This window comes from Actinophytocola sp., assembly GCF_049647105.1.
In the GTDB taxonomy this organism is placed as follows: domain Bacteria; phylum Actinomycetota; class Actinomycetes; order Mycobacteriales; family Pseudonocardiaceae; genus Actinophytocola.
Window position 1 is genome coordinate 25,481 of record NZ_JBARWZ010000036.1, and the last position, 25,211, is coordinate 50,691.

22 protein-coding genes are annotated in these 25,211 nt (G+C 70.1%); 7 read left to right on the plus strand and 15 right to left on the minus strand.

From position 1 onward, the window contains the following. Window positions 1-5: 5 nt before the first annotated feature. The 10 genes from WBA97_RS05190 to WBA97_RS05235 form a co-directional block, all read right to left on the minus strand. Complete coding sequence (locus tag WBA97_RS05190) at window positions 6-215, minus strand: MbtH family protein (RefSeq protein WP_424229526.1); 210 nt, start codon at window positions 213-215, stop codon at window positions 6-8. Window positions 216-335: 120 nt separating this feature from the next. Then, a complete protein-coding gene (locus WBA97_RS05195) occupies window positions 336-1,718 on the minus strand; it encodes an amidase family protein (protein ID WP_424229527.1) in 1,383 nt (460 codons plus the stop codon). Beyond that, window positions 1,711-2,952: an MFS transporter gene (locus WBA97_RS05200; RefSeq protein WP_424229528.1), complete on the minus strand. Its 1,242-nt coding sequence runs from the start codon at window positions 2,950-2,952 to the stop codon at window positions 1,711-1,713. Before WBA97_RS05200 ends, WBA97_RS05195 begins: the two co-directional genes overlap by 8 nt. Beyond that, window positions 2,949-4,217: a glutamate synthase-related protein gene (locus tag WBA97_RS05205; RefSeq protein ID WP_424229529.1), complete on the minus strand. Its 1,269-nt coding sequence runs from the start codon at window positions 4,215-4,217 to the stop codon at window positions 2,949-2,951. The genes WBA97_RS05200 and WBA97_RS05205 overlap by 4 nt, the downstream gene beginning before the upstream one ends. Further along, on the minus strand, window positions 4,214-5,218 hold the full coding sequence (locus tag WBA97_RS05210) for an asparagine synthetase A (protein WP_424229530.1): 1,005 nt from the start codon (window positions 5,216-5,218) through the stop codon (window positions 4,214-4,216). Before WBA97_RS05210 ends, WBA97_RS05205 begins: the two co-directional genes overlap by 4 nt. 23 nt (window positions 5,219-5,241) lie before the next feature. Further along, on the minus strand, window positions 5,242-6,522 hold the full coding sequence (locus tag WBA97_RS05215) for a methylaspartate mutase (RefSeq protein ID WP_424229531.1): 1,281 nt from the start codon (window positions 6,520-6,522) through the stop codon (window positions 5,242-5,244). Then, window positions 6,519-6,956 carry a cobalamin B12-binding domain-containing protein gene (locus tag WBA97_RS05220; protein ID WP_424229532.1) on the minus strand — a complete coding sequence of 146 codons (438 nt, stop codon included), beginning with the start codon at window positions 6,954-6,956 and terminating at the stop codon, window positions 6,519-6,521. Before WBA97_RS05220 ends, WBA97_RS05215 begins: the two co-directional genes overlap by 4 nt. Before the next feature lie 106 nt (window positions 6,957-7,062). Continuing rightward, a complete protein-coding gene (locus WBA97_RS05225; RefSeq protein WP_424229533.1) occupies window positions 7,063-7,524 on the minus strand; it encodes a roadblock/LC7 domain-containing protein in 462 nt (153 codons plus the stop codon). Continuing rightward, complete coding sequence (locus tag WBA97_RS05230; RefSeq protein ID WP_424229534.1) at window positions 7,521-7,886, minus strand: hypothetical protein; 366 nt, start codon at window positions 7,884-7,886, stop codon at window positions 7,521-7,523. Before WBA97_RS05230 ends, WBA97_RS05225 begins: the two co-directional genes overlap by 4 nt. A 248-nt stretch (window positions 7,887-8,134) precedes the next feature. Further along, window positions 8,135-9,037, minus strand: a complete 903-nt coding sequence (locus tag WBA97_RS05235) for a hypothetical protein (protein ID WP_424229535.1) — start codon at window positions 9,035-9,037, stop codon at window positions 8,135-8,137. A 357-nt stretch (window positions 9,038-9,394) separates the two neighbouring features. Here WBA97_RS05235 and WBA97_RS05240 point away from each other — a divergent pair, with 357 nt between their 5' ends. The 6 genes from WBA97_RS05240 to WBA97_RS05265 all read left to right on the plus strand — a co-directional run bounded on the left by WBA97_RS05240 (window position 9,395) and on the right by WBA97_RS05265 (window position 16,256). Beyond that, entirely contained in the window at window positions 9,395-9,790 is a 396-nt protein-coding gene (locus tag WBA97_RS05240; protein ID WP_424229536.1) for a hypothetical protein, read from the plus strand. A gap of 39 nt (window positions 9,791-9,829) precedes the next feature. Continuing rightward, window positions 9,830-10,897: an asparaginase gene (locus WBA97_RS05245; RefSeq protein ID WP_424229537.1), complete on the plus strand. Its 1,068-nt coding sequence runs from the start codon at window positions 9,830-9,832 to the stop codon at window positions 10,895-10,897. Further along, window positions 10,890-11,360, plus strand: coding sequence for a PPC domain-containing DNA-binding protein (locus WBA97_RS05250; RefSeq protein ID WP_424229538.1), 471 nt, complete (start codon window positions 10,890-10,892; stop codon window positions 11,358-11,360). Before WBA97_RS05245 ends, WBA97_RS05250 begins: the two co-directional genes overlap by 8 nt. A 138-nt stretch (window positions 11,361-11,498) precedes the next feature. Beyond that, a complete protein-coding gene (locus WBA97_RS05255) occupies window positions 11,499-12,119 on the plus strand; it encodes a TetR/AcrR family transcriptional regulator (RefSeq protein ID WP_424229539.1) in 621 nt (206 codons plus the stop codon). Further along, complete coding sequence (locus tag WBA97_RS05260; protein WP_424229540.1) at window positions 12,116-13,312, plus strand: cytochrome P450; 1,197 nt, start codon at window positions 12,116-12,118, stop codon at window positions 13,310-13,312. The genes WBA97_RS05255 and WBA97_RS05260 overlap by 4 nt, the downstream gene beginning before the upstream one ends. A gap of 220 nt (window positions 13,313-13,532) precedes the next feature. Beyond that, window positions 13,533-16,256: a beta-L-arabinofuranosidase domain-containing protein gene (locus WBA97_RS05265; protein WP_424229541.1), complete on the plus strand. Its 2,724-nt coding sequence runs from the start codon at window positions 13,533-13,535 to the stop codon at window positions 16,254-16,256. A 52-nt stretch (window positions 16,257-16,308) separates the two neighbouring features. On the opposite strand, the gene WBA97_RS05270 is transcribed toward WBA97_RS05265, so the two are convergent. The 3 genes from WBA97_RS05270 to WBA97_RS05280 form a co-directional block, all read right to left on the minus strand. Then, window positions 16,309-18,318: an ABC transporter permease subunit gene (locus tag WBA97_RS05270; RefSeq protein WP_424229542.1), complete on the minus strand. Its 2,010-nt coding sequence runs from the start codon at window positions 18,316-18,318 to the stop codon at window positions 16,309-16,311. Then, complete coding sequence (locus WBA97_RS05275) at window positions 18,315-19,739, minus strand: ABC transporter substrate-binding protein (protein ID WP_424229543.1); 1,425 nt, start codon at window positions 19,737-19,739, stop codon at window positions 18,315-18,317. The genes WBA97_RS05270 and WBA97_RS05275 overlap by 4 nt, the downstream gene beginning before the upstream one ends. Before the next feature lie 386 nt (window positions 19,740-20,125). Then, on the minus strand, window positions 20,126-20,872 hold the full coding sequence (locus tag WBA97_RS05280) for a FadR/GntR family transcriptional regulator (RefSeq protein WP_424229544.1): 747 nt from the start codon (window positions 20,870-20,872) through the stop codon (window positions 20,126-20,128). 72 nt (window positions 20,873-20,944) lie between these two features. Here WBA97_RS05280 and WBA97_RS05285 point away from each other — a divergent pair, with 72 nt between their 5' ends. After that, window positions 20,945-22,102: a mandelate racemase/muconate lactonizing enzyme family protein gene (locus tag WBA97_RS05285; protein WP_424229545.1), complete on the plus strand. Its 1,158-nt coding sequence runs from the start codon at window positions 20,945-20,947 to the stop codon at window positions 22,100-22,102. Window positions 22,103-22,400: 298 nt separating this feature from the next. On the opposite strand, the gene WBA97_RS05290 is transcribed toward WBA97_RS05285, so the two are convergent. Next, window positions 22,401-23,147 carry an IclR family transcriptional regulator gene (locus tag WBA97_RS05290; protein ID WP_424229546.1) on the minus strand — a complete coding sequence of 249 codons (747 nt, stop codon included), beginning with the start codon at window positions 23,145-23,147 and terminating at the stop codon, window positions 22,401-22,403. A 27-nt stretch (window positions 23,148-23,174) separates the two neighbouring features. Next, complete coding sequence (locus WBA97_RS05295) at window positions 23,175-25,160, minus strand: FAD-dependent oxidoreductase (RefSeq protein WP_424229547.1); 1,986 nt, start codon at window positions 25,158-25,160, stop codon at window positions 23,175-23,177. Between the last annotated feature and the right edge of the window lie 51 nt (window positions 25,161-25,211).

The window sequence follows — 25,211 nt, forward strand, 5'->3', positions numbered from 1 at the left end:
GGAGGTCAGCCGCGGAGCGCGGCGAGGCTCGCCGGCCGCAGGTCGGTCCAGTTGGTGTCGACGTAGGCCAGTGCCGCGTCGCGGGTGTCCGGGCCGTGCACCGTGGTCCAGCCCGCAGGCACCGCGATCGACGCGGGCCACAGGGAGTGCTGGTTCTCGTCGTTCACCAGCACGAGGTAGCTGGCGTCGGTGTCCTCGAAGGGATTCGTGCTCATCCCGTGGCTCCTTGTGTTGACCGGTAAGGGAAGCGATACCGAAAAACTACGGCCGCCCGACCGCCCGTTCCGGCAGTGGAACGGGCAGTCGGGCGGCGGTTGTTGCGGCGGAACTGCCGCTCAGACGAGCGGCACGGGCCGTGGCCCGCACACGGTCGCCACGGCCTCGGCGACGGCGAGCGTCGTCTCGGTGGCGGCGGGCCCGAACACCGAAAGGCCGACGGGCAGCGGCCCGACCGAGCCCATGGGCACGGTCACGTGCGCGAGCCCGGCGAGTGCGGTGTAGGTGGACGTGCTGCGCACGATCGGCGGCGGCACCGACGGGTCCACCGGCCACGCCGGGCTGCTCGTCGGCGCGACGATCGCGTCCAGGTCCCCGAGCGCGGCGGTGACTTCCGCCTGCGCCCACGCGCGTGCGGTGGCCCGCTTCGCGACCGCGTCGGCGCGAGCGTCGTCGGTCACGGCGGCGGCCAGCTCGAACAGCTCCTGCCCGAAGAGCGCCGACTCGACGGGGTCCGCCCGGTTGGCGGCGATCAGCGCGTCGAGCGTCTGGGGTGCTCCCGGCCGGGTGGCGAGGTAGTCCTCCAGCGCGGGCCGGAACTCCGCGACCAGCGCGTCGAGCGCGCCGACCAGCACGGGCCCGTCGAAGCTCAGGTCCACCGGCACCACGGTGATCCCGGCGGCGCCGAGGTCGGCGACGACCCGGTCGGCCACCGCCAGTACCTCGGCGTCCATCCGCCTGCCGGGCCAGTACCCGACCCGCAACCCGGTGACCGGGGGCGCCGATGGCATGCCGAGTGCCGCGAGGACGTGCGCGGCATCCGCGACCGACCCGCACAGCACGCCGACGGTGTCCAGCTCCGGCGAGATCGGCACCACCCCGCGCGAGGGCAGCAACCCGCGCGACGGCTTGACCCCGACCACGCCGTTGACGGCCGCGGGGCACACGATCGACCCGTCGGTCTCGGTGCCGAGCGCGACCGGCGCCATCCCGGTCGCCACCGCCACCGAGGAACCCGACGACGAGCCCCACGGGCTGTGGCCGGGCGCGAACGGGTTCGCGGTCTGCCCGGTCACCCCCGACCAGCCCTCGATCGCCGCCGTGGAACGGAAGTTGCCCCACTCGGTCATCGCCGTCTTGCCGACGATCACCGCACCGGCCGCGCGCAGCAGCGCCACCACGTCCGCGTCCCGCACCGGCGGTACCGGCAGCAGCCGCGACCCGGCCGTGGTGGCGAGTCCTGCGGTGTCGATGTTGTCCTTCACCAGCACCGGTATGCCCTCGAGGGGCCGCGCGGTGCCGGTGGCGAACCGGCGGTCGCTGTCCCGCGCGCACGCGGCGGCGCCGGGGTCGAGCGCCACGATGGCCTTCACCGCCGGGTCGACGGCCGCGATCCGCTCGTGGCAGCGGGCCAGCAGGTCCACCGCCAGGAACGAACCGCGGGCGAGTCCGTCCCGCAGGACCGGCAGGGACGGCCACACGGGCGTCAGTACGTCAGTCAAGGCGGGCCTCCCGCAACGCACGCGCCGACCAGTAGACGGCGGCCGCGGCGAGCGCGAGCACCCCGTGCGCCACCATGGTCGTGGTCAGCCCCAGCCACTGGATGGCGCCGCCGATCGCCGCGTTGCCCAGCGGCGGCGCGGCGAACACGACGAGCGACATGATCGACATGACCCGGCCGCGCACCGAGGTCTCCGTGGCGCGCTGGATCTGCGACACCAGCACCACCCCGAGCTGCGCGCTCACCAGGCCGAGCAAGGCGTAGCAGGCGATCGCGGCGACGGTGGCGTGCACGTGCCCGAGCGTCACCAGCACCGCGGCCTGCACCAGCAGGCTCGCCATCGCCACCGGGCCGGCGTGCCTGCCGACCGGCCGCACCAGACCCCACAGGAACGCCGCCGTAGCGCCGACAGTGAACGCGGACAGCAGCAGGCCCGCGCCGGTCACCCCGGCGCCGATGCCGTCGGCCACCAGCACCAGCCCGATGTTCACCGGGCCCGCGCTCGCCAGCTCCGCGAGCCCCACCACCAGCACCAGCCGCCGCAGCTCACGGTGCCGTGCCACGTGCCGGAACCCCTCGGCGACCCGCGTGACGAACCGGGGCCCGGCGACCGCAGCCTTCGCGGGCACCTTCTCCCGGAACCGCGACACGGCGAGCGCCGACACCACGAAGCTCGCGGCGTTGGCCACCGCGACCGCGGCGACCCCGCCGAGCCCGACCAGGAAGGCGCCGACCGGCCCGCCCGCCGCCTGCCCGGCCCGCAACCCCACCAGGTACAGGGAGTTCCCGCGCACCAGGTCCTTCTCCGGCAGCAGCAGCGGCCGCAACGCCCCCGACGCGGGCACGAAGAACGCGCTCAGCAACGTCAGCCCGGCCGCGGCCGCCACCAGCACCGGCACCGACGGCCCGGTCACGAGGACCGCGACCGCCGCGGCGAGCATGACCACACACCGGCCGAGGTCAGTGCCGACCATGACCCTGGCAGGCCCGCGCCTGTCGGCGAGTGCGCCGCCGACCAGCATGGTCACGATCCTCGGCAGCCCGGCGATGGCCAGCACCGCACCAGCGGTCGCGGGCCCGGCCACACCGACCACAGTGGACGCGAGCGCGATCATCCATGCCGCGTCACCGATCGAGGACAACCCGACCGCCGCCACGAACGACAGGTACCGCGCGGACAGCGGTCCGGGCTGGGTCTCCTGTGGCGGTCCGGATCTCGCCGTCTCCACGGTCACCGGACCGGCTCCCGCTCGGGTGTCATGGCCGGGAGCTCGCCCGGGAACCACAGGTCGTCGCTGGTCAGCGCCGCCGCGTGGTACTTGCCGAGCGCGCTCACCAGCAGTCGCGCCTCCAGGGCCAGCGCCTCGACCAGCCTGCGCAGACCGGCATCGGCGTCGGTCTCGACCGCCAGCAACGCCGCCCGGCCCAGCCCGACCGCCCTGGCACCGGCCGCGAGGCACTTCACCGCGCGCAGTCCTTCCCAGATCCGGCCCGACACGAGCAGGCAGCCCGCCGGGGTGCCGATCCGGCGCAGGCACTCGGCGAGCGGCAGCCCGACCCCGCTCAGGAACGCACGCGGCGCCCAGCCGCTGCCACCCTGTGCGCCGTCGACCGTCACCGAGTCCGCGCCCGCGGCCCACGCGACCCGCGTCGCCGCACCGACGTCCCGGCCGGGCGGCAGCTTCACCCACACCCGTGCGCGCGGGAAGTTGTTGCGCATCAACCGGATCTGCTGCCGCAGGATCTCCTCGGTGAACGTGCCGGGGCTCGCGCTGCGCAGCAGCGGTCCGTCCGCACCGAACACCGGCTCGACCGCGAACTGGTCGGCCAGCCGCGCCGCCTCACCCGGCGCCACGACCGTCATGCCACCCAGGCCCGGCTTCGCGCCCTGCCCGACCTTCAGCTCGAACCCGAGCCGGCCCGACTCCAGGAGCGGCCGGGCCGCGGGGTCGCTGTAGACCAGGTTCCACACCTCGGCGTCCGCGTCCTCGGTGCTCTGCTGGACCACGACACCGCCGAACCCGTCGGGCGCCGCGTCCGCGTACGCGGTGATCCGCGCGAGCAGTGACCGGCCGCCCGTGTCGTCGAGCCTGCCGTACCCGCTGACCGGCACCACGTTCTCGCCGACCACCATCGGCAGCCCGAGCGCACCGGCCTGCGCGCTCGCCGCCACGCCGAGGTCCCTGCTCGCGACCTGCGTCGACCCGAACGCCGACAGGTACACCGGCAGCGGCGCGGCGAACCCACCCACGTCGGTGGCGAGGTCGACGTCGCCGTACAGCGGCTCACGCGCCAGGTCGATCAGCTTCTCCAGGCGCTCCGGCACGAACACCGGCGGCACCAGCGACGCCCCGTCGAGCGCGTCCCCGGAGATGGCCTCTGTAGCGCCGAGCAACGTGGTGCCGTAGGACTCCACGTCCGGGAACACCGCCGCGGTACCCACGCGTGCGCGCTCGCGAACCGACTCCTCCGGGAATCCGGGCGCTGTCAGTCCACTCATGGCGCTACCACTCCCGGCACCTTCGGGTAGGCGCTCGCCTGCCACACCGAGTCGAGCCCGGCCACGTAGCGGGTCAGCCGCTCCAGTCCGATGCCGAAACCGGCGCTGCCCGGGATGCCCTCCCGCACCATCTGCAGGTACCAGCCGTACTTCGCCGGGTTCTCGCCCGTCTCCCGCATCCGCGCGACGATCGTGGCGTAGCGGTACTCGCGCTCGCTGCCGCTGCACAGCTCGCCGTAGCCCTCCGGCGCCAGCAGGTCGAAGTTGCGCAGGTAGCCTGGGCGCTCGTCGCTCTCCCGGTCGTAGAACCCGCGCGAGCCCTTGGGGTAGTCGGTGAGGAAGAACGGCTTGCTCGCCTTGGCCGACAGCATCGCCTCCCCTTCCCAGTCGATCTCCGCGTCGGCGCTCTGCGGGTGGCCAAGCGCGTGCAGGTCGGCGACCGCGGCCTCGTGCGTGCGGCGCTCGAACGCGGTGCCGGACAACAGGTCCGCGAACGCGTCGGCGTCGCGGCCGAGCACCTCCAGCTCGGCGGCGCGGCGCTCGACGACCCGGCGCACCACGTGCCCGACCACGCCCTCGGCGACCCCCATCGCGTCCTCGCGGGAGGCACCCGCCCACTCCACGTCGATCTGGTGGAACTCGGCGAGGTGACGGCTCGTGTTGCTGGTCTCCAGTGGCTCCAGCCGCACGTTCGGCGCGATGCAGAAGATCTTGTCGAACGCGGTCAGCGACGCCTGCTTGTAGAGGATCGCGCTGGTCATCAGCTTGTAGCGGTGGCCGTAGTAGTCCACGTCGACCTGCTTCGCGCCGCGTGCGCCAGGGTCGGTGACCGGGCCGATGATCGGCGGCAGCAGCTCGGTGAACCCGTGGTCGCACAGGTACTCCCTGGCCGCGGTCAGCATCGTGTGCTGCACCAGCAGCGTCGCCTGCGTGGTGGGGGAGGACAGGTGCTCGCGAGGGCTCGCGGGCAGGTGCGGGGTCGCCGCGGTGGTGCTGTCCATGAGGTTTCCTTTCCGGGTGGGGTTCAGCCGAGGGGGAGTGGGTCGAGCTGGGCGGCCGCGGCCTGCTCGATGGCCGCGTCGTCGAACCGGCGCTCCACATGGGACAGTGCGCGGAGCAGGCCCGTCGCGGTCGCGTCGTGGGAGCCGCCCGCGTCGGCGATGCCGCGCAGGGGCAGCGCACCGAGGCGGGACCAGCGCAGGTGCCCGTCGCGGTCGACGAACGCGCGGGTGGCGCCGGGGTTGTCGGGGTGCAGGCAGTACGGCACGTCCAGGTAGCCCATCCTGACCGCCCGGATCAGCGCCGTGCCGAGGTCGTCGTCGAGCATCAGCACCGCGTCCACCAGTGCCCGCGCCTCCGCGAGCACCCCGGTGTCCTGAGTGGACGGTTGATACCGCGCACTAGCCGCCGCGGCGGCGGCCGTCCGCAGCGCGGCGACGTTCTCCTCGATCGTGGGGATGCGGTGCGCCTCCGCGACCGTCTTGACGATCAGCCTGGCCGAGCCCGTGCGGACCGCGAGCCGTGCCGCCTCCGCCAGCAGTGCCGTCGCGCCGTGCGGGGTGCGTGGGAAGACCCCCATGTAGGTGTAGATCACCACGTGCCAGTCGTCGCCTGCGAGGTGCTCACCGGCGAGGGTCCGCAGTGCCAGTACCGCCTCGGCGTCCTGATCCGGGTGGGTCTGCTGGGCGTAGCTCAGCGACACGCTGCGTACGCCGTGCCGCTGGAAGAACACTCCTTCGAGGACGCTGATCGCGACGAGCAGGCTGGGTGGGCACAGCTGCCCGAGCATGCAGCCGCCGAACGACTCGAGGTGCGGCTCCAGGCCGTCCTCCCGCAGAGTGGCGAGCAGCAGGCACGACTCACGCCACGCGCGCACCGCCTCGGACACCGGCACGCGGCTGTAGGGCAGGCAGTACGACAGCGGCCCGCCCTCGGTGGCGTACAACCCGGCCGCGATCGAGGCGGTGACGATGTCCTGCGGCCGCGCCGACCCGTGGCGGACCTGCACCGGGAAGTCGTCGCCCGCGATCCGATCGACCACGGCACGCGTGGTGTCCAGGGGGTAGGCCACGATCGGATACCCGTTGAGGTCGTCGCCCGCCGCGAGTGCGGCCCGCGCCGTCTCATGGCTGCCGACCCTGGTGTAGCTGTCGAGGGTGATCGTGCCGACCGCGGTGGTACCCGAGTCCCGCACCGCGGCCAGCCCGCGGCGCATCTGCCGGGGCGACCCGAAACCCATGCGCGGCTGGACGACGAGCCCGCCTGCGGCCGCAGCCTCGGCGACGTACCGCCCGAACCCGGTCACACCCGCACCCCCGCCTGCAACCGGGCGAGGAAGGTGCGGAACGCGGCCATGCCGGTGCCGTCCTCGAACACCGCGTCGTACCCGGCCGCCACCAGTCGCGCGGCGCGATCACGGGCGCCGTCGACGCCGCCGGTGCCGAGCTTGCCGCCGATGACGACCGAGGTGCCCGCCAGTTCCGGCCGGGCACGCAGCGTCGTGACGACCCGGGCGCCGTCGTGGAACCCGTGCCCGTTGACGCTGCTCACCACGACCAGGTCGGGCGAGTGCCGGACGCACTCGGCGACCAGCAGTTCGTCGGGCACGCACGCGCCCAGGTTCACGACCCGGTGCCCGAGCTCCTCCAGCACGAGTTGCAGGTAAACCAGATTCCACGTGTGGGCATCGGAAGCCAGGCTCGTCACGACGATGTCGAGCCCCGGGGACCTCTCGCGCATGGCAGTCCTTCACGGTCACGGAAGCAATGCCATGAACGTAGGAGTGCCCTGCGGACCGCAGGGGCAGCCGAGGCGGCAGCTCAGGGGCAGTTGCCCGCCGCCGCGGTCAGTCCAGGTGCGGACCGAGGATGACGGCGAGCGCCTGCTTGGCGGCCACGACGAACCGGCCCATCGTCACGCGGGCGTCGCCGAAGAGCACCAGCAGCAGCGTGCTGGTGAGCGGGAAGACGCCGACACAACCGGTGCTGCCCTCGAAGGTCACCGCCTGGAGCTGCCCGGTCCCGGCGGCCTGCACGAACTGTGTGCCAAGGCCGGCGGCCACCGACGCCATCGCGGACGTCTTCGACGCCATGTCGTCGGCGACGAACCGCGAGCGCCGGTCGGCCGGGTTCGCCGCGCGGACCGCCGCCTCCAGCTGCGGGTCGATGTGCGCGGCCATGACCAGCCCGTCCCTGGTCGCGACGACCGCACCCGCGATGTCCTGTACGGACTCGCGGGCCTTGGTGATCACCTTGGTGACGGTCTCGGGATCCTGCAGCTGGACGTGTGCCGGGCCGAGCCCGCTCATGCTTCGATGAGGTGCTCGACCTGGCGCAGGTGCCTGCGGGCGAGCGCGAGGTTCGAGCGCGTCCGGTCCAGCACGTAGTACAGGAACAGCTCGCCGTGCGCGCTGTTGAGCGGCCGGATGATGTGGTACTGCCTGCCCAGCGTGATGAGGATGTCCTCGATCTCGTCGTTGAGCTGCAGGGCGGCCATGGTTCGCATCTTCGCCCGGACGACCTCGGTGTTGCCAGCGCCCGCCGTCTCGAGGTCGAGGAGCCCGCCGCCGCCGAGACTACCGAGCGTCATCCCGCTCTCGTAGTCGACCAGCGAGACCCCGACCGCGCCGTCGATCGTCATGGCCTCGGTCAATGCCTTCTCGATGTTCAATTTATCCGTGCCCTCTCCCGGTTGTCGCTCCCACGCACAGACCCGCTGACCGCGCCGAAGGCGCGCGCCACCGATGGTGAAATTCGGTAAGGCCTGTTACCCCACGCGCTTGTATACCCGTGCCGGTGAAGATCGGAAACCGCCCGAACGGCCGCATCCCCGATTCCACCCCGGACGAACACGCACAGTGAGCGGACACCGCGAGGTTGCTGGAACCCACGGGGAGGGGGTGGTGCTTGGTAGCTCTGTCAGTCCAGGACGGTCCTGATGACACGGTCGTGGTCGATGAGGTCCGGTCCCGACATCGTCGCGGCGGCCCGATCTCCACCACGCTCGATCCGCTCACCCAGCTCGTCGAGAGCCCGGTTGCCGGTACTCGACAACGGGGCCTGGGAGGTAACCAGGACGCCGGAGTGCGCGCCGCGCTTGGCCGAACCCGACGAGGTGGCGCGCCAGCGGAACGGCTGGCCGTCCTGCCCCGGCAGGGACACGCCGACTTCGACGCCGACGATAGTGCCGATGGCAGAGGGAGTATTTCCCGTCCAGATGAAGTCGCCATCCAGGTTGTTGATGAGCGTCGCGCGGTCGATCCAGCCCATGTAGCGGGGCAGGATATCCACGGAGACGTTCTCACCCCTGGCGGTCTCTGTTGTCCAGGAATGCCCGTAGGTGGTGGTGAGGGAAACCTCCACGATGTCGAAGAATCCGGCGGAGACCGATGCCGAGATCTCCACGCTGTGGGTGTGCGAGGTCGACTGACTCCAGTTCATGCCGTAGTTGGCTGTACCGGGACCGGGGTTGACCACCACGTTCTCACTGACCTGGTACAGATCCGCGTAGGTGTACCACTGGCGCTGGGGACGGGCGATCACGATACGGGACAGGGACATCGACTGGGCGTAGCGCTGTAGCCGCTCGCGGTAGGGGTTCACGGTCGGGTCGATCACCGGCACGTCGGCCCAGGCCCGTCCGGCCAGCCTGACGCGCAACCGCTCGTCGATCGCCGCGAAATTGGGGGTGTCGGGGCCGGGTGGTGCAGGCACAATATTTCTCGAGTCCGCGGTCGTCATGCGTTCTCCTCCGAATTTCGGTGAACACGTCGAACCTGCAAGGCGTACACACAATGCGTAGCGCACAATCACCCGATCCACACACCGCTACCTGGCTCAACCTCCAACTTCGCCGAAGTTCTCGTCCCCGGACCAGTCTGGTTCACCATGAAGGTCAATTACCGGGTCCACCTATTCAAACGAGCCACCATACGCAGCACCCACCCGAGCTGAAAGCAACGGATCGGCGTACATGCGGGGTTCGGGGCTTGGAAGGTGGAAGAGCAAGGTGAAAGTGTTGAGATACGCCCCCGACTGCAAAAGCACGTCGAATCGGGCACCTACATCGGCGCAAATGACCGACACTGGGCGCGGTAGTTTCGCTCTCTCGGTCCAATCAGCCACAGAGGCGAGTGGGCCATTTTCGCCCAGCAGTTTGGTGCCCTGCATGTTCGGGTCGTGGTGTGGGCGGCTGCACACCGCCGAGCCCGAATACGCCGCCGTTCCGGCTTCGTCTTCGACGGCCACCGGCGCGCGATCGTGGCGAACTGGGTCGGTACCGACGGCATCTGGCAGGTCGACGTCACCGACACCGCGCCGCTGCTGCGCGAGTTCGCCGACGCCACCGGCTTCGCCCGTGCACATTCAATCGCCGCCGCCGACATGCCGGGCGATCGGTTGCGGGCGCTGGCCGACTACCTCGACCTCGACTGGCCCTGGCTGGTCCGCCGCTGCGCCGAACTCGGCGAGTACGGCAGCAGCGGAATCGCCCAGCCCCGCAGCAGACTGCTGTCCACCGACGGTGTCGACCGAGCCTGCCTCTTCCTCGCTCAAGCCGCGCACACGGCCAGCTAGGCTGCCGGATCATCCTGGCCTCGACGACGAAGGACAGCCGTGCCCGAACCCTCCAGCACACTGGCACGCCGCGTGGTCGTCTTCGGCCTGGGCGGCACGATCGCCATGACCTCCACCGAAGGCGGCGGCGTGGTGCCCGCGCTGTCAGCCGACCAACTCGTCGACGCCGTGCCCGGACTGGCCGGCACAGGAATCACCGTTGAGGTGGAGGACTTCCGCCGCGTGCCGGGCGCCTCTCTGGCCTTCGACGACCTGGCTGCGCTGGCCGCCGCGATCCAGGCGCGGCTGGGGGCCGGCGCGGACGGCGTGGTCATCACCCAGGGCACCGACACCATCGAGGAGACCGCCTACCTGCTCGATCTCACCCACGACCGGCCTGAGCCGGTCGTGGTCACCGGGGCGATGCGCAACCCGACACTGGCCGGTGCCGACGGGCCGGGCAACCTGCTGGCCGCGGTCCAGACCGCCGCCAGCCCGGACACTCGGGAACTCGGCGTGGTGGTGGTGTTCGCCGACGAGATCCATGCCGCCGCCCGCGTCCGCAAAACCCATTCCACCAGCGGCTACACCTTCGTCTCCGCCAACGGTGGCCCGCTGGGTTACGTCGTGGAGGGCCAGGCCCGCGTCCTCAACCACCCGACCGGCCGCACCACCATCACCGCGGCTGCCGAACCCCGTCCGGTCGAGGTCCCCCTGGTCACGATGGTGCTCGGCGACACCGGAACGCTCCTGCGCTCCGTCGCCGACCAGTGCGACGGACTGGTCGTGGCCGCCTTCGGCGTCGGCCACGTCCCCCAACGCGTCGTGGACACCCTCACCGAGCTGGCCGCGGCGATGCCCGTGGTGCTGGCCTCCCGCACCGGCGCCGGCTCGGTGCTCGCCCACACTTACGCTTTCCCCGGATCCGAATCCGACCTGCTGGGCCGCGGCCTGATCTCCGCCGGTTTCCTCGACCCGCTCAAGGCCCGCATCCTGTTGCACCACCTGCTCGCCGGCGGGCACGACCAGGCCTACATCCGCGCCGCGTTCGCCCAGGCCGGCGGCAACACGCGTCCCGACCGGCAAACAGGCCACGCCGAGGACATTCAGGGAGCCGCCCGTGCGTAGCCACGAACTGACCCTCGGCCGCAGCTTCGCCGTCGTCTTCGACCACGGCGACGACTTCTTCACCGCACTGGCCGACTTCTGCCGCGACAACGGGGTACGCCAGGGCTACATTCCCGGCTTCATCGCCGGCTTCAGTCAGGTCCAGATCGTCGGCACCTGCGACAAACTCGACGACCCCAACGCACCCGTGTGGACCAAGGTCCACCTGACCAACGTCGAAGCCCTCGGCGGCGGCACCCTCGCCTACGACGAGACCAACGACCGGGTCGCACCACACATCCACGTCTCGGTCGGCCTCAAGGAACATGGCGCCACCGGCCACACCAGCCACCTGCTCGGCGCCGAAGTCCAGTTCCTCACCGAAATGCTCATCATCGAAGTCGCCGCACCACAAATGCACCGCGTCCGCCAACCCGACCTCTACGACGTCCCGCTTCTGCGGTTCGGATCCAACTCCGAGTAGGCGCCGCGCCCGATCGCTACAGCGGCGGCGCGGATGTCCGTAGCCAACTCCGGTGAGCCCCGAAAGCCAGGGCATGCCGCGCCTGCTCGCTGACTTGACACCTTGTATAGTCACCCGGAGTCGTCGTAGGGTGACGGCGTGACATCACGTGCGGTGCTGCGGGAGGAACAGAAGACCGCCACCCGCCACCGTGTGCTCGACGCGGCGGTGCGGGTGTTCACGGAGACGCCGTTCGTGGCGGCGAGTGTCGCCGACGTCGCGGCCGCGGCCGGGGTCACGCGCGTGACCGTGTACGCGCACTTCCCCGACGGGAAGGCCGATCTCGTGCGCGGGCTGATCGCGCGGGTCTACGCGACCGCGGACCGGCTCTACGCCGACCTCGCCGATGCGGAGTGGACCCGCGACACGATCCGGGACTGGGTGGCGACCGCGGCGGCGGCGTGGCGGCGGCTGGCGCCGACCATCCGGGTCGTCACGACCACCGGGGCCATCGCGCGGGAACCGGGCGACCGCGGCCAGTACGTCGAGGCCCACGAGCGTTACGTCGCGCTGCTGTCCAGCGGGTCCAGGTGGGACGGCGTGGTGGCGGCCGAGGCCGGGCAGCGGGTCCTGATGGCGGTGCTGCAGGTCGAGTCCGTGCTGACCGTGTGGGCCGTGGGTGCGTGGCCGCCCGCCGCCGAACCGCTCGACCTGCTCGCGGACGCCGTGTGTCACCTGTTCGCGCCCGCGCTCGACAACGAAGGAAGGAACCGGAGATGACGGCACAGATCAGGGACTACCCGTTCAGCCAGTCCGACCGGCTGGACGTCGATCCGCTGTTCGCGGTGCTGCGTAAGGAAGAACCGCTCTGCCGCGTGCAGATGCCCTACGGGGAGCCCGCGTGGTTCGCCACCCGGTACGCCGACGTCAGGACCGTGCTCGGCGACGCCCGCTTCAGCCGTGCCGCCGCCACCGGCCGGGACCAGCCACGCGTCCGCGCCCACGTCGGCCCGCCCGGCAACATCATGAGCCTGGACCCGCCCGACCACTCCCGGCTGCGGCGGCTGGTGATGAGCGCGTTCACCATGCGCCGCGTCGAGGCGCTGCGTCCCCGCGCGCAGGAGGTCGCCGACGGCCTCGTCGACCGGATGATCGCCGACGGCGCACCGGCGGAACTGGTCGAGGGTTTCGCCCTTCCGCTGCCGATCACCGTCATCTGCGAGCTGCTCGGCGTCCCCGTCGAGGACCGCCGGGACTTCCGCGTGTGGTCCGACGCGTTCCTGTCGACCACCAGGTTCACCCCGCAGGAGGTGATGGCGAACGTCGGGAAGCTGCGTGAGTACATGGCAGGACTGATCGCCGACCGCAGGCGAGCGGCCCGCGACGACCTGATCAGCGCACTCGTCATCGCCCGCGACGAGGGCGACCGGCTCTCGGAGGACGAGCTGCTGTCCATGGCGGAGGCCATCCTCGTCGCCGGGCACGAGACCACCGCGTCGCAGATCCCGAACTTCGTCTACGTGCTGCTGCACAACCCGGCGCACCTCGATGCCCTGCGGGAGAACCCGGACCTGGTGCCGAAGGCCGTCGAGGAGCTGATGCGCTGGGTGCCGCTCGGCATCGGCGGCAGCACCGCCCGCTACGCGACCGAGGACGTCGAACTCGGTGGCGTGACGGTCCGCGCGGGCGAACCCGTGGTCGTGGCAATGAACTCCGCGAACCGCGACGAGACGGTGTTCCCGGACCCGGACGTCATCGACTTCGGCCGCACGGACAGCCCGCATGTCGGCTTCGGTTACGGGCCACACCACTGCCTCGGTGCTCCGCTCGCGCGGATGGAGCTTCAGGTCGCGCTCCGGACTCTGATCACCCGGCTGCCCGGCCTGCGGGTGGCGGGCACCGACGACGATGTCGTGTGGAAGTCCGGGCTCGCCACCCGGGCGCCGGAGCACTTTCCGGTCGCCTGGGACTGACCGGCCCGTTTCTGCGGTGATGTGTGCGCTCACACTCTGGAGGTCAATTCGATCAGCCATCACCCAATATTCCTGATAAACAGGCCCATGACGCGCGGTTGAAGATCGAAGTGAGCGTTCACAATTTGTCGTTGACGCGGTGGCGGGTTCGTCGCTACATTGGGTTCCACGACAAAGTCCGACATACCCCCTGCTGACGAAGATGTCGGAGGACTTCTGTATGTCATCCTTCAGCCGCCGCCGCATGTTCCAGGCCGCCGGGGTCGCGGCCGCCGCGTCCGCGATACCCGGTCTCCTGCACAGAACGGCCCTGGCGTCGATCGCTCCGGTTCGTCCGGATCTCGGGGTCTCGGCCCATCCCTTCGACCTCGGACAGGTTCGCCTGACCGCGGGACGGTGGATGGACAACCAGAGCAGGACGTTGTCCTACCTGCGATTCGTGAGTACCGACCGGTTGTTGTACAACTTCCGGGCCAACCACCGGTTGTCCACGAACGGTGCCGCGGCGCTGGGTGGCTGGGAGGCACCCGACTTCCCGTTCCGCACCCACAGCCAGGGACACTTCCTGAGCGCGTGGGCGTACGCCTACGCCGTGCTGGGCGACACGACCTGCCGCGACCGGGCGGACTACTTCGTGGCCGAACTGGCCAAGTGCCAGGCGAACAACTCGGCCGCCGGGTTCAACACCGGTTACCTTTCGGGGTTCCCGGAGTCCGACTTCGACGCGCTCGAGGCGGGTTCGCCCGTGTCGGTGTCCTGGTACTCGCTGCACAAGACCCTGGCCGGGCTGCTGGACGTGTGGCGTTACGTGGGCAGCACCCAGGCCCGCGACGTGTTGCTGCGGTTCGCGGGCTGGGTGGACTGGCGCACCGGGCGGCTGTCCTACAGCACGATGCAGCGGGTGCTGGGCACGGAGTTCGGCGGCATGAACGCCGTGCTCACCGATCTGTACCAGCAGACGGGCGACGCCCGGTGGCTCACCACGGCGCAGCGGTTCGACCACGCCGCCGTATTCGACCCGCTCGCGGCGCGCCAGGACCGGCTGAACGGGTTGCACGCCAACACGCAGGTCCCCAAGTGGGTGGGGGCGGCGCGTGAGTACAAGGCCACCGGCACCACCCGCTACCGCGACATCGCCGTCAACGCATGGGACCTCACCGTCGGGGCCCACACCTACGTCATCGGCGGCAACAGCCAGGCCGAGCACTTCCGCGCCCCCAACGCGATCGCCGCCTACCTCAACACCGACACCGCGGAAGCATGCAACACCTACAACATGCTGAAGCTCACCCGCGAACTGTGGCTGCTCGACCCGTCGCGAGTGTCCTATTTCGACTACTACGAGCGCGCACTGCTCAACCACCTGATCGGGCAGCAGAACCCGGCCGACGGGCACGGGCACATCTGCTACTTCACCGGGCTCAACCCCGGCCACCGCCGCGGCATCACCGGGCCGGCATGGGGTGGCGGGACCTGGAGCACCGACTACGGCACCTTCTGGTGCTGTCAGGGCACCGCGCTGGAGACGAACACCAAGCTGGTCGACTCGATCTACTTCCACAACGGCACCACCCTGACGGTGAACCTGTTCACCCCGTCGGTGCTGACCTGGACCGAGCGGGGGATCACGGTCACCCAGGCCACCACCTACCCGGCGTCGGACACCACCACGCTGACCGTCACCGGCAGCGTTAGCGGCTCGTGGACCATGCGGATCCGCATCCCAGCCTGGACCACCGGGGCGACCGTGAGTGTCAACGGCACCAACCAGAACATCGCGACGACGCCCGGCACCTACGCCGCACTGACCCGGTCGTGGACCTCCGGCGACGTCGTCACCGTCCGGCTGCCGATGCGGGTGATCACGCAGGCCGCCAACGACAACCCCGGCGTCGCGGCCATCACCTACGGACCCGCGGTCCTCGCGGGCAACTACGGCAGCACGTCCCTGTCCGCGCTCCCGTCGCTGAACGTCAGCTCGATCACCCGCACCAGCACGTCGTCGCTCGCCTTCACCGCGACGGCCAACGGGACGACGGTGAACCTGGGTGCGTTCCACGACGCCCACGGCTACAACTACACCGTCTACTGGAACACCGGTGGCGGCAGTGTGGACGCGGGGTACCGGTTGTTCAACGCCGCCAGCGGTCTCGTACTGGGCGTGCGGGACATGTCCACCGCGGACGGCGGCCTCGCGGTGCAGTGGAACGACACGGGCACCGCGGACCACAGCTGGACGATGATCCCCGACGGGAGCGCGATCCGGCTGCGCAACGGCAACAGCGGCAAGGTCCTCGGCGTGGAGAACATGTCCACCGCCGACAACGCACCGGTCCTGCAGTGGAGCGACACCGGCACCGCCGACCACCGCTGGACGGTGGTCGACAACGGCGACGGCACCCACAAGCTCCGCAACGCCAACAGCAACAAGCTGCTCGGCATCCTCAACGGCGCCACCTCGGCGGGTGCACAGGCCGTGCAGGATCCCGACAACGGCAGCGCGGACAACCGATGGCGGTTCGTCCCCGTCGGCGCCCGCCGGATCCAGAACCTGGCCACCGGCTTCGTCGTCGGCGTGCAGAACATGGCCACCTCGGACGGCGGCCTGGCCGTCACCTGGGACGACAGTGGCACCACCGACCACCTGTGGACCGCCATAACCGACACCGACGGCTGGTTCCGGCTACGCAACACCAACAGCGGCAAGGTACTGGGCGTCGAGAACGGCGCCAACAGCAACGGCGCCCGCGCACTGCAATGGGCGGACAACGGCACCGCCGACCACCGCTGGCGCCTGCGCTATTCGGCCGACGGCTACTTCCGCCTCCAGTGCGGCAACGGAGGAAGGGTGCTGGGCATCAGCGGCGCCGCAACAACACGCGGCGCCCAACTGATCCTGTGGGACGACAACGGCTCCACCGACCAGCGATGGCGCTTCATCTGACAGCTGGATCCAGCAGTGCGGCTCAACAAGAACACCGAAGGCGGTGTCCCGCTCATCCCTTCACAGCTCCGGCGGTGAGCCCCTCAGTCAGGAACCGCTGCCCGAACGCGTACATGAGCACGACCGGGATGCTGATGAGCAGCGAGGCCGCGGCCAGCTGCCCCTGCGGCACGACGTCACCGAAGATCATCGACTGCATGCCGACGGGCAGCGTCTTGTAGTCGTCCTTGGTGATGAACACGAAGGCGAACAGGAACTCGTTCCACGCGTTGGTGAGCGTGAACAGCGCGACCGCGAGCAGGCCCGGCTTGGCCAGCGGCAGTACGACCCGGATGAACGCCCCGAACCGCGTGCAGCCGTCGACAAGCGCGGCCTCCTCGAGGTCGGCCGGGATCGACTTGAAGTAGCCGACCAGCAGCCACGTCGCGAACGGCAGGGTGAACGTGGGGTATGCGAGCACGAGCGACCACAACGAGTCGTTGAGCCCGATCCCGCTCATCAGTTGGTACAGCGGGATGAACAGCAGCGCGCCCGGCATCACGTAGGTGAGCAGGATCGTCACCGTGAAGCTCTCCGAACCCCGGAACTTCAGCCGCGCCAGCGCGTAGCCGGCCAGCGCCGCGCAGACCAGGGCAATCACGGTGGATGCCACCGAGACCAGGATCGTGTTGATGTACCAGGTGCCGAACGCCCTGCCCGTGAACAGGTTCGTGAACTGCTCGGTGGTCCACGGGGTCGGCCAGAGGTCGTCGGTGCGCGCGACGATCTGGTTGTCGGACTTGAAGGCCGTGACCGTCATCCAGTAGAGCGGGGCGAGCACGAAGCCCAGCAGGCCCACGAGCGCGACCCCTGTACCGGTGCCGCTGACCAGGCGTGCGGCCAGCCCATTGCCCCGCGCGGCGAGCGCGGAGACGAGCCGCCCGACGGCAGCCGCGAGCACCACGAACACGCCCAGCACGAACACGGCCTTCCACACGATGTGCGGCGACGCCCAGACCAGGATGAGCACGGAGACCACGACGATCACCCACGGCAGGGCCCTGCGCTGAGCGGGAGTCAGCCGCCTGCGCCCCGGACCGCCAGCGCCTGGCTGGTCGCTGCGTCGCATCATCCGCACGAGGATCATCACGAGGATGCCGATGATCGGCAGCATCACCAGCGTGACCGCGGCGCCCGCGCCCGGCTGCAGCTGCTGGATGGCTTTCGAGTAGGCCACCATCACGTACGGGGCGGTCGCGTCCCCCGGTCCGCCCTGCGTCATCAGCCAGATCAGGTCGAAGTTGTTGAACGTCCAGATCGATGACAGCAGCACCGTCACGATCATGATGTTGCGCAGGCCCGGCAGCGTGATGTGCACGAAGCGCTGCCACGACGAGGCGCCGTCCACCATCGCCGCCTCGTAGAGACCGTTGTCGATGGCCTTGAGCCCGGCGAGGAACGTCACCGTGAAGAACGGGATGCCCTTCCAGACGTTGACCAGGATGACCGACGGCATCGCGAGCGCGGGGTCGGACAGCCACTCCGCTGGCCAGGAGTCGACGAGCCCGATCGCGGCCAGGGCCGGCCCAATCCCGGAGTCGGTGAGCAGGACGTTGACGCTGCCGAAGATCGGGTCGAACAAGGACCGCCAGGTGAAGGCGGTGACGACCGTCGGCACCACCCACGGCAGCAGGATCACCCCGGCAATGATCGCTCGGCCGCGGCGCATGTGATGCAGCATCAACGCCGCGATGAGACCGAGGGTCACCTTGAAGATCTCGGCATATGCGGTGAAGACGAACGAGTTCAGCACGCCCTTGTGGAACACGGCGTCGTCGATGAGGGCGAGGTAGTTGTCCAGCCCCACGAAGACCGTCTCCGCGCCGTGGCGCTCCGTGGTGCTGGTGACGATCGAGCTGACGATCGGGAACAGGATCAGGCCTGCGACCAGCAACAGCGTCGGCCCGATGAACACCGCGGCGAGGCGCCAGTCACGCCCCAACAGCCGCTGCGACGGGGTGAGCGAACGCGACGCGTTCGGCGCCGAACGGGCAGGCGCCGAACGCGGACGCAGGAGAGTCACTGCTTGTAGCCCTGCTGTTCGAAGACCTGGACGATCCGGGCGTGGGTCGAGGCGACGGCGTCAGCCGGCCGGGTGCCCTGGATGACCGACTGCATCATGTCGGTCAGCAGATAGGCGGCGGTGGCGGCTTGCTCGCCGGGGCTCGGGGCCTGGGGGAACGCGTAGCCGGTCTTGGATTTCATGGGGAGTTCCGCGCGGGTCTGCTCCCGCAGCGCGGCGAAGGCGGGGTCACCGCTGGTGTAGTACGGGTCGGAGTCCCACACCTTGTCCCATGAGGGGTTGACCAGGCACGGTGCTCCCTTCGCGACACCGAGCAGCGCGCTCCCGCTGACCATGAACTTCGCCACCAGCTTGGCGAGGTCGGGGTTCTTCGCCCCCTTGAACACGACGAACGAGTTGGACTCGCCGAACGCGAGTGGCTGGTCGATAGCCGGTCCGGTGGCGCCGTTGAACGGGTGCGTGTTGGCGTAGACCGGATTGTCGCTGGTCTTCGAGTCGGCGTAGACGCTGTACTGGTTGAGCGTCAGCCCCAGGATCTGGGCCAGCCAGTTCTCGTTGTTGCTCGAGTCGGTCCAGCTTCCGATCCCGGGCGGCAGCATCGGCGCGTACTTCGGGTTCGTGTAGATGTCGCCGATGAACCTGACGCCGTCGACGGTCTCCGGCGAGTTGAACACCACCTTCGTGCCGGTGTTGTCCGCGATCGCCCCGCCGTAGCAGTTGATGACATTCGCGATGAAGCCGTTGGCGTCGCCGGAGCGGTTCGCCGTGAGGCCCCAGCCGAAGCGCCGCTTCGACGGGTCGGAGACCTCCAGCGCGTTGTCGCGTAACTCCTCCCACGTGTAGTGAGGCCTGATCGGGAGCCCCTTCTCCTCGTACCAGTCCTTGCGCAGGTACATCGCGGACCCGATGAAGTGGTAAGGGATCGCGTACCAGCGCCCGTCGAACACGCAGAAGTTGTTCGCCTCCGTCGCGGGCTCCCCGTAGAGCGCACGCATCTCGTCGACCACGTCGGTGACGTCGGTGAGGTCGCCGAGGTTGTGAAGCTGGCCGACGAACCGTCGGTCGCTCACGAAGGCCAGATCACGGCTGGTTCCCGCCTGCACCTCGGCGTCCATCTTCGCGACCATGTCGCCGGTGTCGCCGGAGACCAGGTCGTTGCGGACCGTGGTGCCGGTGGCCTTCGCGAACACCTGCAGCGACTTGTCCAGCGCCTGGTTGGCGGTTTCCGAGTACAGCTTCTGCGAGAGCATTCCCACTGACCCGCCGCGGAGCTCGGCCGCCTCGTCGAGCAGCGCCTTGGGCACCTGGACATCGACCTGCGGCGCCGAGGGTGGGTTGTCCCCGCACCCAGCGAGACCGAGCACCCCCAGCGCGCTCATCCCGAGGAACCTGCGCCTCGACCAGTCCGTTTTCCCTTCCATGACCCACTCCTCTCTCGCGTCCGATCGAGCGGACGCCTACCGACGGGCGACGTTGCGACCGCCGGAACAGCGAGGCGAGCGCCGCGCTGCGGGTCGTTCATGCGACGAAAGACGCCGAACCGCTGGTGCGTTGTCCCGGCAGCCCGTCGAACGGCCCGGTCGAGCCACAGGGCCGCAACAGCGGTACCGGGCCCGCGCGGCGGCACCGGGATCCCGGGGTGGGAATCGGTGTAGTCGCCGCTGGCGCCTCCGGTGAACCGGCCAGTGCGGCTTCTCGACCGCGAGCCCGGTATCGATCAGCCCCAGCCGGATCGGCGGGATCGCCGGTGCTGCCATGGCTCGTCCGTCCTCGTCATCGGTTCCGGAACCGGTCGGGCGGTGCTGCGCTAACGCCGCCGGGCGGCCCGCTTGCTTCTCTGCTCCTTCTCCGCGAGGAGGGTGGAGTAGTTGTTGCTCAAGTGCTTGCGCATCGCCGCGCGCGCGCCCGAGGGATCGCGCGCCACGAGCGCCTCGTAGATCTCCGTGTGCTGGGCCGTGGCGCGGCGCAGCCCGGCCGGCGCCTCGTTGGTGATGCGTCGGCTGGCCGTGCCAAGCCAGCGGGCCGAGTACATGATCCGGTCGAGGATGCGGTTGTCGGCCGCCCGGCAGATCTCCATGTGGAACTCGTGGTCGACCTCGAGGTAGGCGTCGGGATCCCCCTCGAGCGCCGCCATGCGGTCGAGCTCGTCGGAGAGCCGGTCCAGCGTCTCGTCGGTGATGCTGACCGCGGCCATCGCGGCGAGCTCGGGCTCGAGCAGCGCGCGCAGCTGGTGCAGTTCGTGCAGCAGCTCGTCGACGGTCTCCTCGGGCAGCCACTCGATCAGCAATGGACTCAGGTAGTCCCACTCCGCGCGGGGGCGCACGACGACGCGACGGCCCTGCGCGACGTCGACGATGTCGAGCGAGGCAAGGATCTTCAGCGTCTCGCGCGCCACCACGCGGGACACGCCGAACTCCTGGGAGATGTCGAGCTCCGACGGAGCCCGGCCGTCCTCGATGTCGCCATTGACGATGCGTCGGGTCAGGTGTGCCGCCACCTGCACCGGAAGAGTCCGGACCTTGACAGCATCCGGAGACTCTTGTCTCCTATGCATGTCATCAGCTTATAGGACAAGTAAGACAGCGCAACAGTCCGTTCATCCGCACAACCCGGCGGCGGGAGAGCAATGCGGATCGTGAACGTCACGACGGCCGTGGTGGCCTACCACGGTCAGGCCACACTGGTGCGGATCGACACCGACGAGGGCATCAGCGGGTTCGGCGAGGCCAATCCCGATGCCGGCGCGGGCGCCGTCGTCGGCATGATCAACGATCTGACGCCCCTTCTGATCGGCGAGGACCCGCGCAACGTCGAGCGGTGCTGGGAGAAGCTGCGCCGCAGCAGGGTTTTCGCTGGCGCCCAGGGAGGGGTGTTCGTGATCGCCCTGTCCGGGATCGAGCTCGCGCTGTGGGACCTCGCAGGCAAGGCCGAGGGCCAGCCGGTCCACCGGCTGCTCGGCGGGAAGTTCCGCAACCGGATCCGCCTCTACGCCGACTGCGGCGACGGCGACGACCCAGCGGGCTCGATCACCGGGTGCGTCGACCGAGCTCAACGGTTGGTCGCCGAAGGCTTCACCGCCATCAAGTTCGACATCGACGACCTCCACCACCCTGACAAGTTCGACGACTTCAACCACACGATCAACGCCGCCGAGCTGCGATCGATGGTCGAGCGCGTGGCAGCCGTCCGGGAAGCGATCGGACCTGACGTCGATCTGGCCATGGACCTGCACGCCCGCTACGACGTGCCGAGCGCATGCCGGATCTCGTGGGAGCTCGAGCCGTTCAACCTGATGTGGCTCGAGGAGCCGCTGCCGGCGGAGAACGTCGACGCCCTGGTGCGGGTGCGCGCACAGACCCGCACCCCGATCTGCGCGGGCGAGAACCTCTACCTGCGGTGGGGATTCCGCGAGCTGCTCGAACGCGGAGCCGTGGACGTCATCGAGCCGGACGTGCCGAAGTGCGGTGGCCTCGCCGAGGCCAAGAAGATCGCCAACCTCGCGGAGCTGCACTACATTCCCTTCGCACCGCACCTGGTGTCGACGCCGCTGGGCACGATGGCCACGTCACACCAGTGCGCGGCGATCCCCAACTTCTTCGTCCAGGAATGGCACGCCCTCGAGGAACGCGCGGTGTGGGACAGCTACGTCCACGCCCCTGACGGGAGCGGCTCGATCGTCAAGGACGGCTACATCACCCTTCCCGACACTCCCGGCATCGGCGTCGAGCTCGACATGGACGGCGTCCGGGCACACGCCATTGCGGGCTACGGAGTGTTCGAGTAGCGGAGCCGATGCCACGACCACAGCACCTCACGCCGCGAACCTGGCCCGGTGCGGGTTGGCCGGGTTCTGGCAGAATTCGCGGTGCGGGCGAGTATCCACATCGGACCCATTACCGAGGTTGGCGCCACCGGCGGGTGCGCATCGTCCGATGAACGATGCGCACCGGCTACTCGACTCCACGATCGTACGCACGGCCCTGGCCAGCAGCGATCCCAACGTCACCTTGGGCACCGCGCCGGCTGGCCGTCCGGACGGACCACTCGCCTGGTGTTGCGGCCGAAACCCACCGGACCAGAACTCAACCGCCCCGCAGCATGTCCGAGATCCGCTCAGCGGCGGCAACCGCCACCGGCCCGTAGGTGTCCCGCGCCGCCCCGTCCAGCCGAGCCCTGGGCCCGCACACACTGAGACAAGCGAACGCACGCGAGTTGCGCCCGGTGATCGGAGCCGCCACAGCCGCCGCATACGTGTCGCGTTCACCGGAACTGTCGGTGTAGCCCCGGACCCGGTCGATGGCCAGCACGTCGACCAGCGCCGCGCGGTCCTGAAGAGTCCGGTCGGTCAGCGGGGTGAGCTCGACCTGCGACAGGTAGTGGTCGAGCTCCGCCTCGCCGAAGGTCATCAGGATCGCCCTGCCGGACGCGCCGGCGTACAGCGGGGCGCGGCGCCCCACCTCGATGGTCATCCGCACGTCCTGCCTGCTTTCGACCTGTGCGACGTACACGCGCTGGTTGCCGATGGCGAACGTGAGCGTCACCGTCTCACCGGTGGCGTCGCGCAGGTCCTCCATCACCGGCAACGCCAGTGACCGGACGTCGACCGTGCCGAGCGCGGCGAGGCTCAGCTCGGTGACGCGCGGCCCGAGCCGGTACTTGCCGCGCTCGTGCTCCCTGGTCGTCATCCCCGACTTGGTCAACGCCTCCAGCACCCGGTGCACGGCACTCTTCGGCAGTTCCAGGCGCTGGGCGACGTCGGTGATCCCCAGCTCGGGGTCCCCGTCCGTGAAGCACATCAGCACGGCTGTGACCCGCTCAACCGACTGCATGCTTGTCCCCTTCGGACTCGTTCGGGTTCACAGTTGCCCGCGCAACGGGGCTTCGGCGGCGCGCACCGCCGCGGTACGCGCCACGGTCAGGCCAGCAAGCCTGCCATCGAACGCGGCTTCCAGCGCGGTGCGGGGAGTATATGCGTCGCCGACGACGGTGCCGTCGGCCGCGTGTCGCGCGAGGTCAGGGCAGGCGAGCGGCGGCCGGACGAACACGACCGAGTCCACGCCGCCGATCCGTTGTTCCTGCCAGGACAGCGGGTCGGTGCACACCAGGTCCGCACCCGCCATCCGAGCGGGCGTCCGCATCAGCACCGCGCTGAAACCCCGGCCCCGCAAGCGCTCCAGCAGCGCGGGCCGGGAGTAGACCGGCACCCGCCACGACAGCGCCGCGCGGTCGGTGACGAGCGTGACCCGCCTGCCGTGCGTCAGCAGCAGGTCGGCCAGCGCGAGTGCGGTCGTGGTGCCGTCCTCGTCGACGAGCACCACGTGCCCGCCCGTCGCCCCGGGGTCGGACACCGCCTGGCGCAACGGGATCGCGGGGAAGCCCGCAGGCGGCGCCGGGTCCCGGCCACCCGTGGCGACCACCACGTGGTCCCACCCGTCGGCGAGCAGCGCCGCGTCGGCCGTGGTGTCGAGCCGGACGTCCACGCCCGCGTGCCGGACCGTCCGTGCCAGCTGGTCGATCATCTGCCCGAACCTGGCACGCATCGGCAGCAGGGCGGCGAACCGCAGCGCCCCACCCAGCTCCGGCTCCGCCTCGACGAGCGTCACCTCGTGTCCAGAGGACGCGGCGGCACCCGCCGCCTCGAGGCCGGACGGCCCGCCGCCGACGACGAGCACCCGCAGGTTTGGACCGGTCCTGGCCGCCGCCCGAAGAGCCGCCCACTCCCGTTCGAACCCGGCCTCCGGGTTGACCACACAGCTGATCGGCAGGCCCAGTTCGAGCCGGCCTGCGCAACCCTGGTTGCAGGCGATGCACTCGCGGACCGGCGTGACATCGCCGTCCCGGTCGCGGGCGACGAGGTCCGGCGCCGCGATGTGCGGACGTGCGAGCGCGACCAGGTCCGCGCTGCCGTCGGCGACCAGCTGACGGGCGTTGTCGAGGTCGTCGACCCGGCACACCGCGAGGACGGCGAGGTCCGGGAACTCCTTCTTGAACGCCGATGGCAGGTGGCGGAACGGCAGGGGAGGGAAGCTCATGTCCGCCATCTGTGTCGCCACGCTCGCGGTCGCGACGTACGCGGAGTGGCTCACGTGCAGGACGTCGATCGGGTGGTCGGCGACGAGCAGTTCGGTCGCCGACAGCATCTGGTCCAGGTCGAGGCCGCCGGGCAGGAACTCGTCCCCGCTGATCCGCACGATCAACGGCAGCTCGGGAACGGCGGCGACCACCGCGTCCAGCACCTCCCGCGCGAACCGCAGCCGGTTGGTCAGGCTGCCGCCGTAGCCGTCGGTGCGGTGGTTGGACGCGGGGGAGAGGAACTGCTGCGGCAGGTGTCCGTGCCCGAGGTGGACCTCGACCGCGTCCACGCCGGCCTCCTCGACCCGGCGCGCGGCGGCGGCGAACGCGGCGACGACCTCCGCGATCTCCCCGGTGGTCATCTGGTGTGGCATGGCCGCGGTCGGCGACCACGGGATCGGCGAGGCGCCCCACGGTGCGGTGAGCACGAGATGGCTGCCGGCCTGGCGGCCGACGTGCAGCAGTTGCGCGGCGAGCTTCGCGCCCTCGGCGTGCACGGTGGCCACCAGTTCGGACAGCGACGCGACGATCCGGTCGTCGGCCGCCGACACGGTGTTCGTGCGTCCGAGGCTCGTCGCGTGTACCCGCATACCTTCCGTGATGATCAGGCCGACGCCCCCGGCCGCGCGTGCCCGGTGGTAGGCGAGATGGCGTGGTGAGAACCCGCCGTCGACGGCGAAATTGGTCGTGTGAGCAGGCATGACGATGCGGTTCCGCAACTCGAGCCTGCCGGCGCGGACCCGTTGGTGGAGATCACCGGGAGTGTTCATCCGCGACTCCTCTCAGGGGTGGGAGCGACTCGGCGGCCAACCGTTACGGCG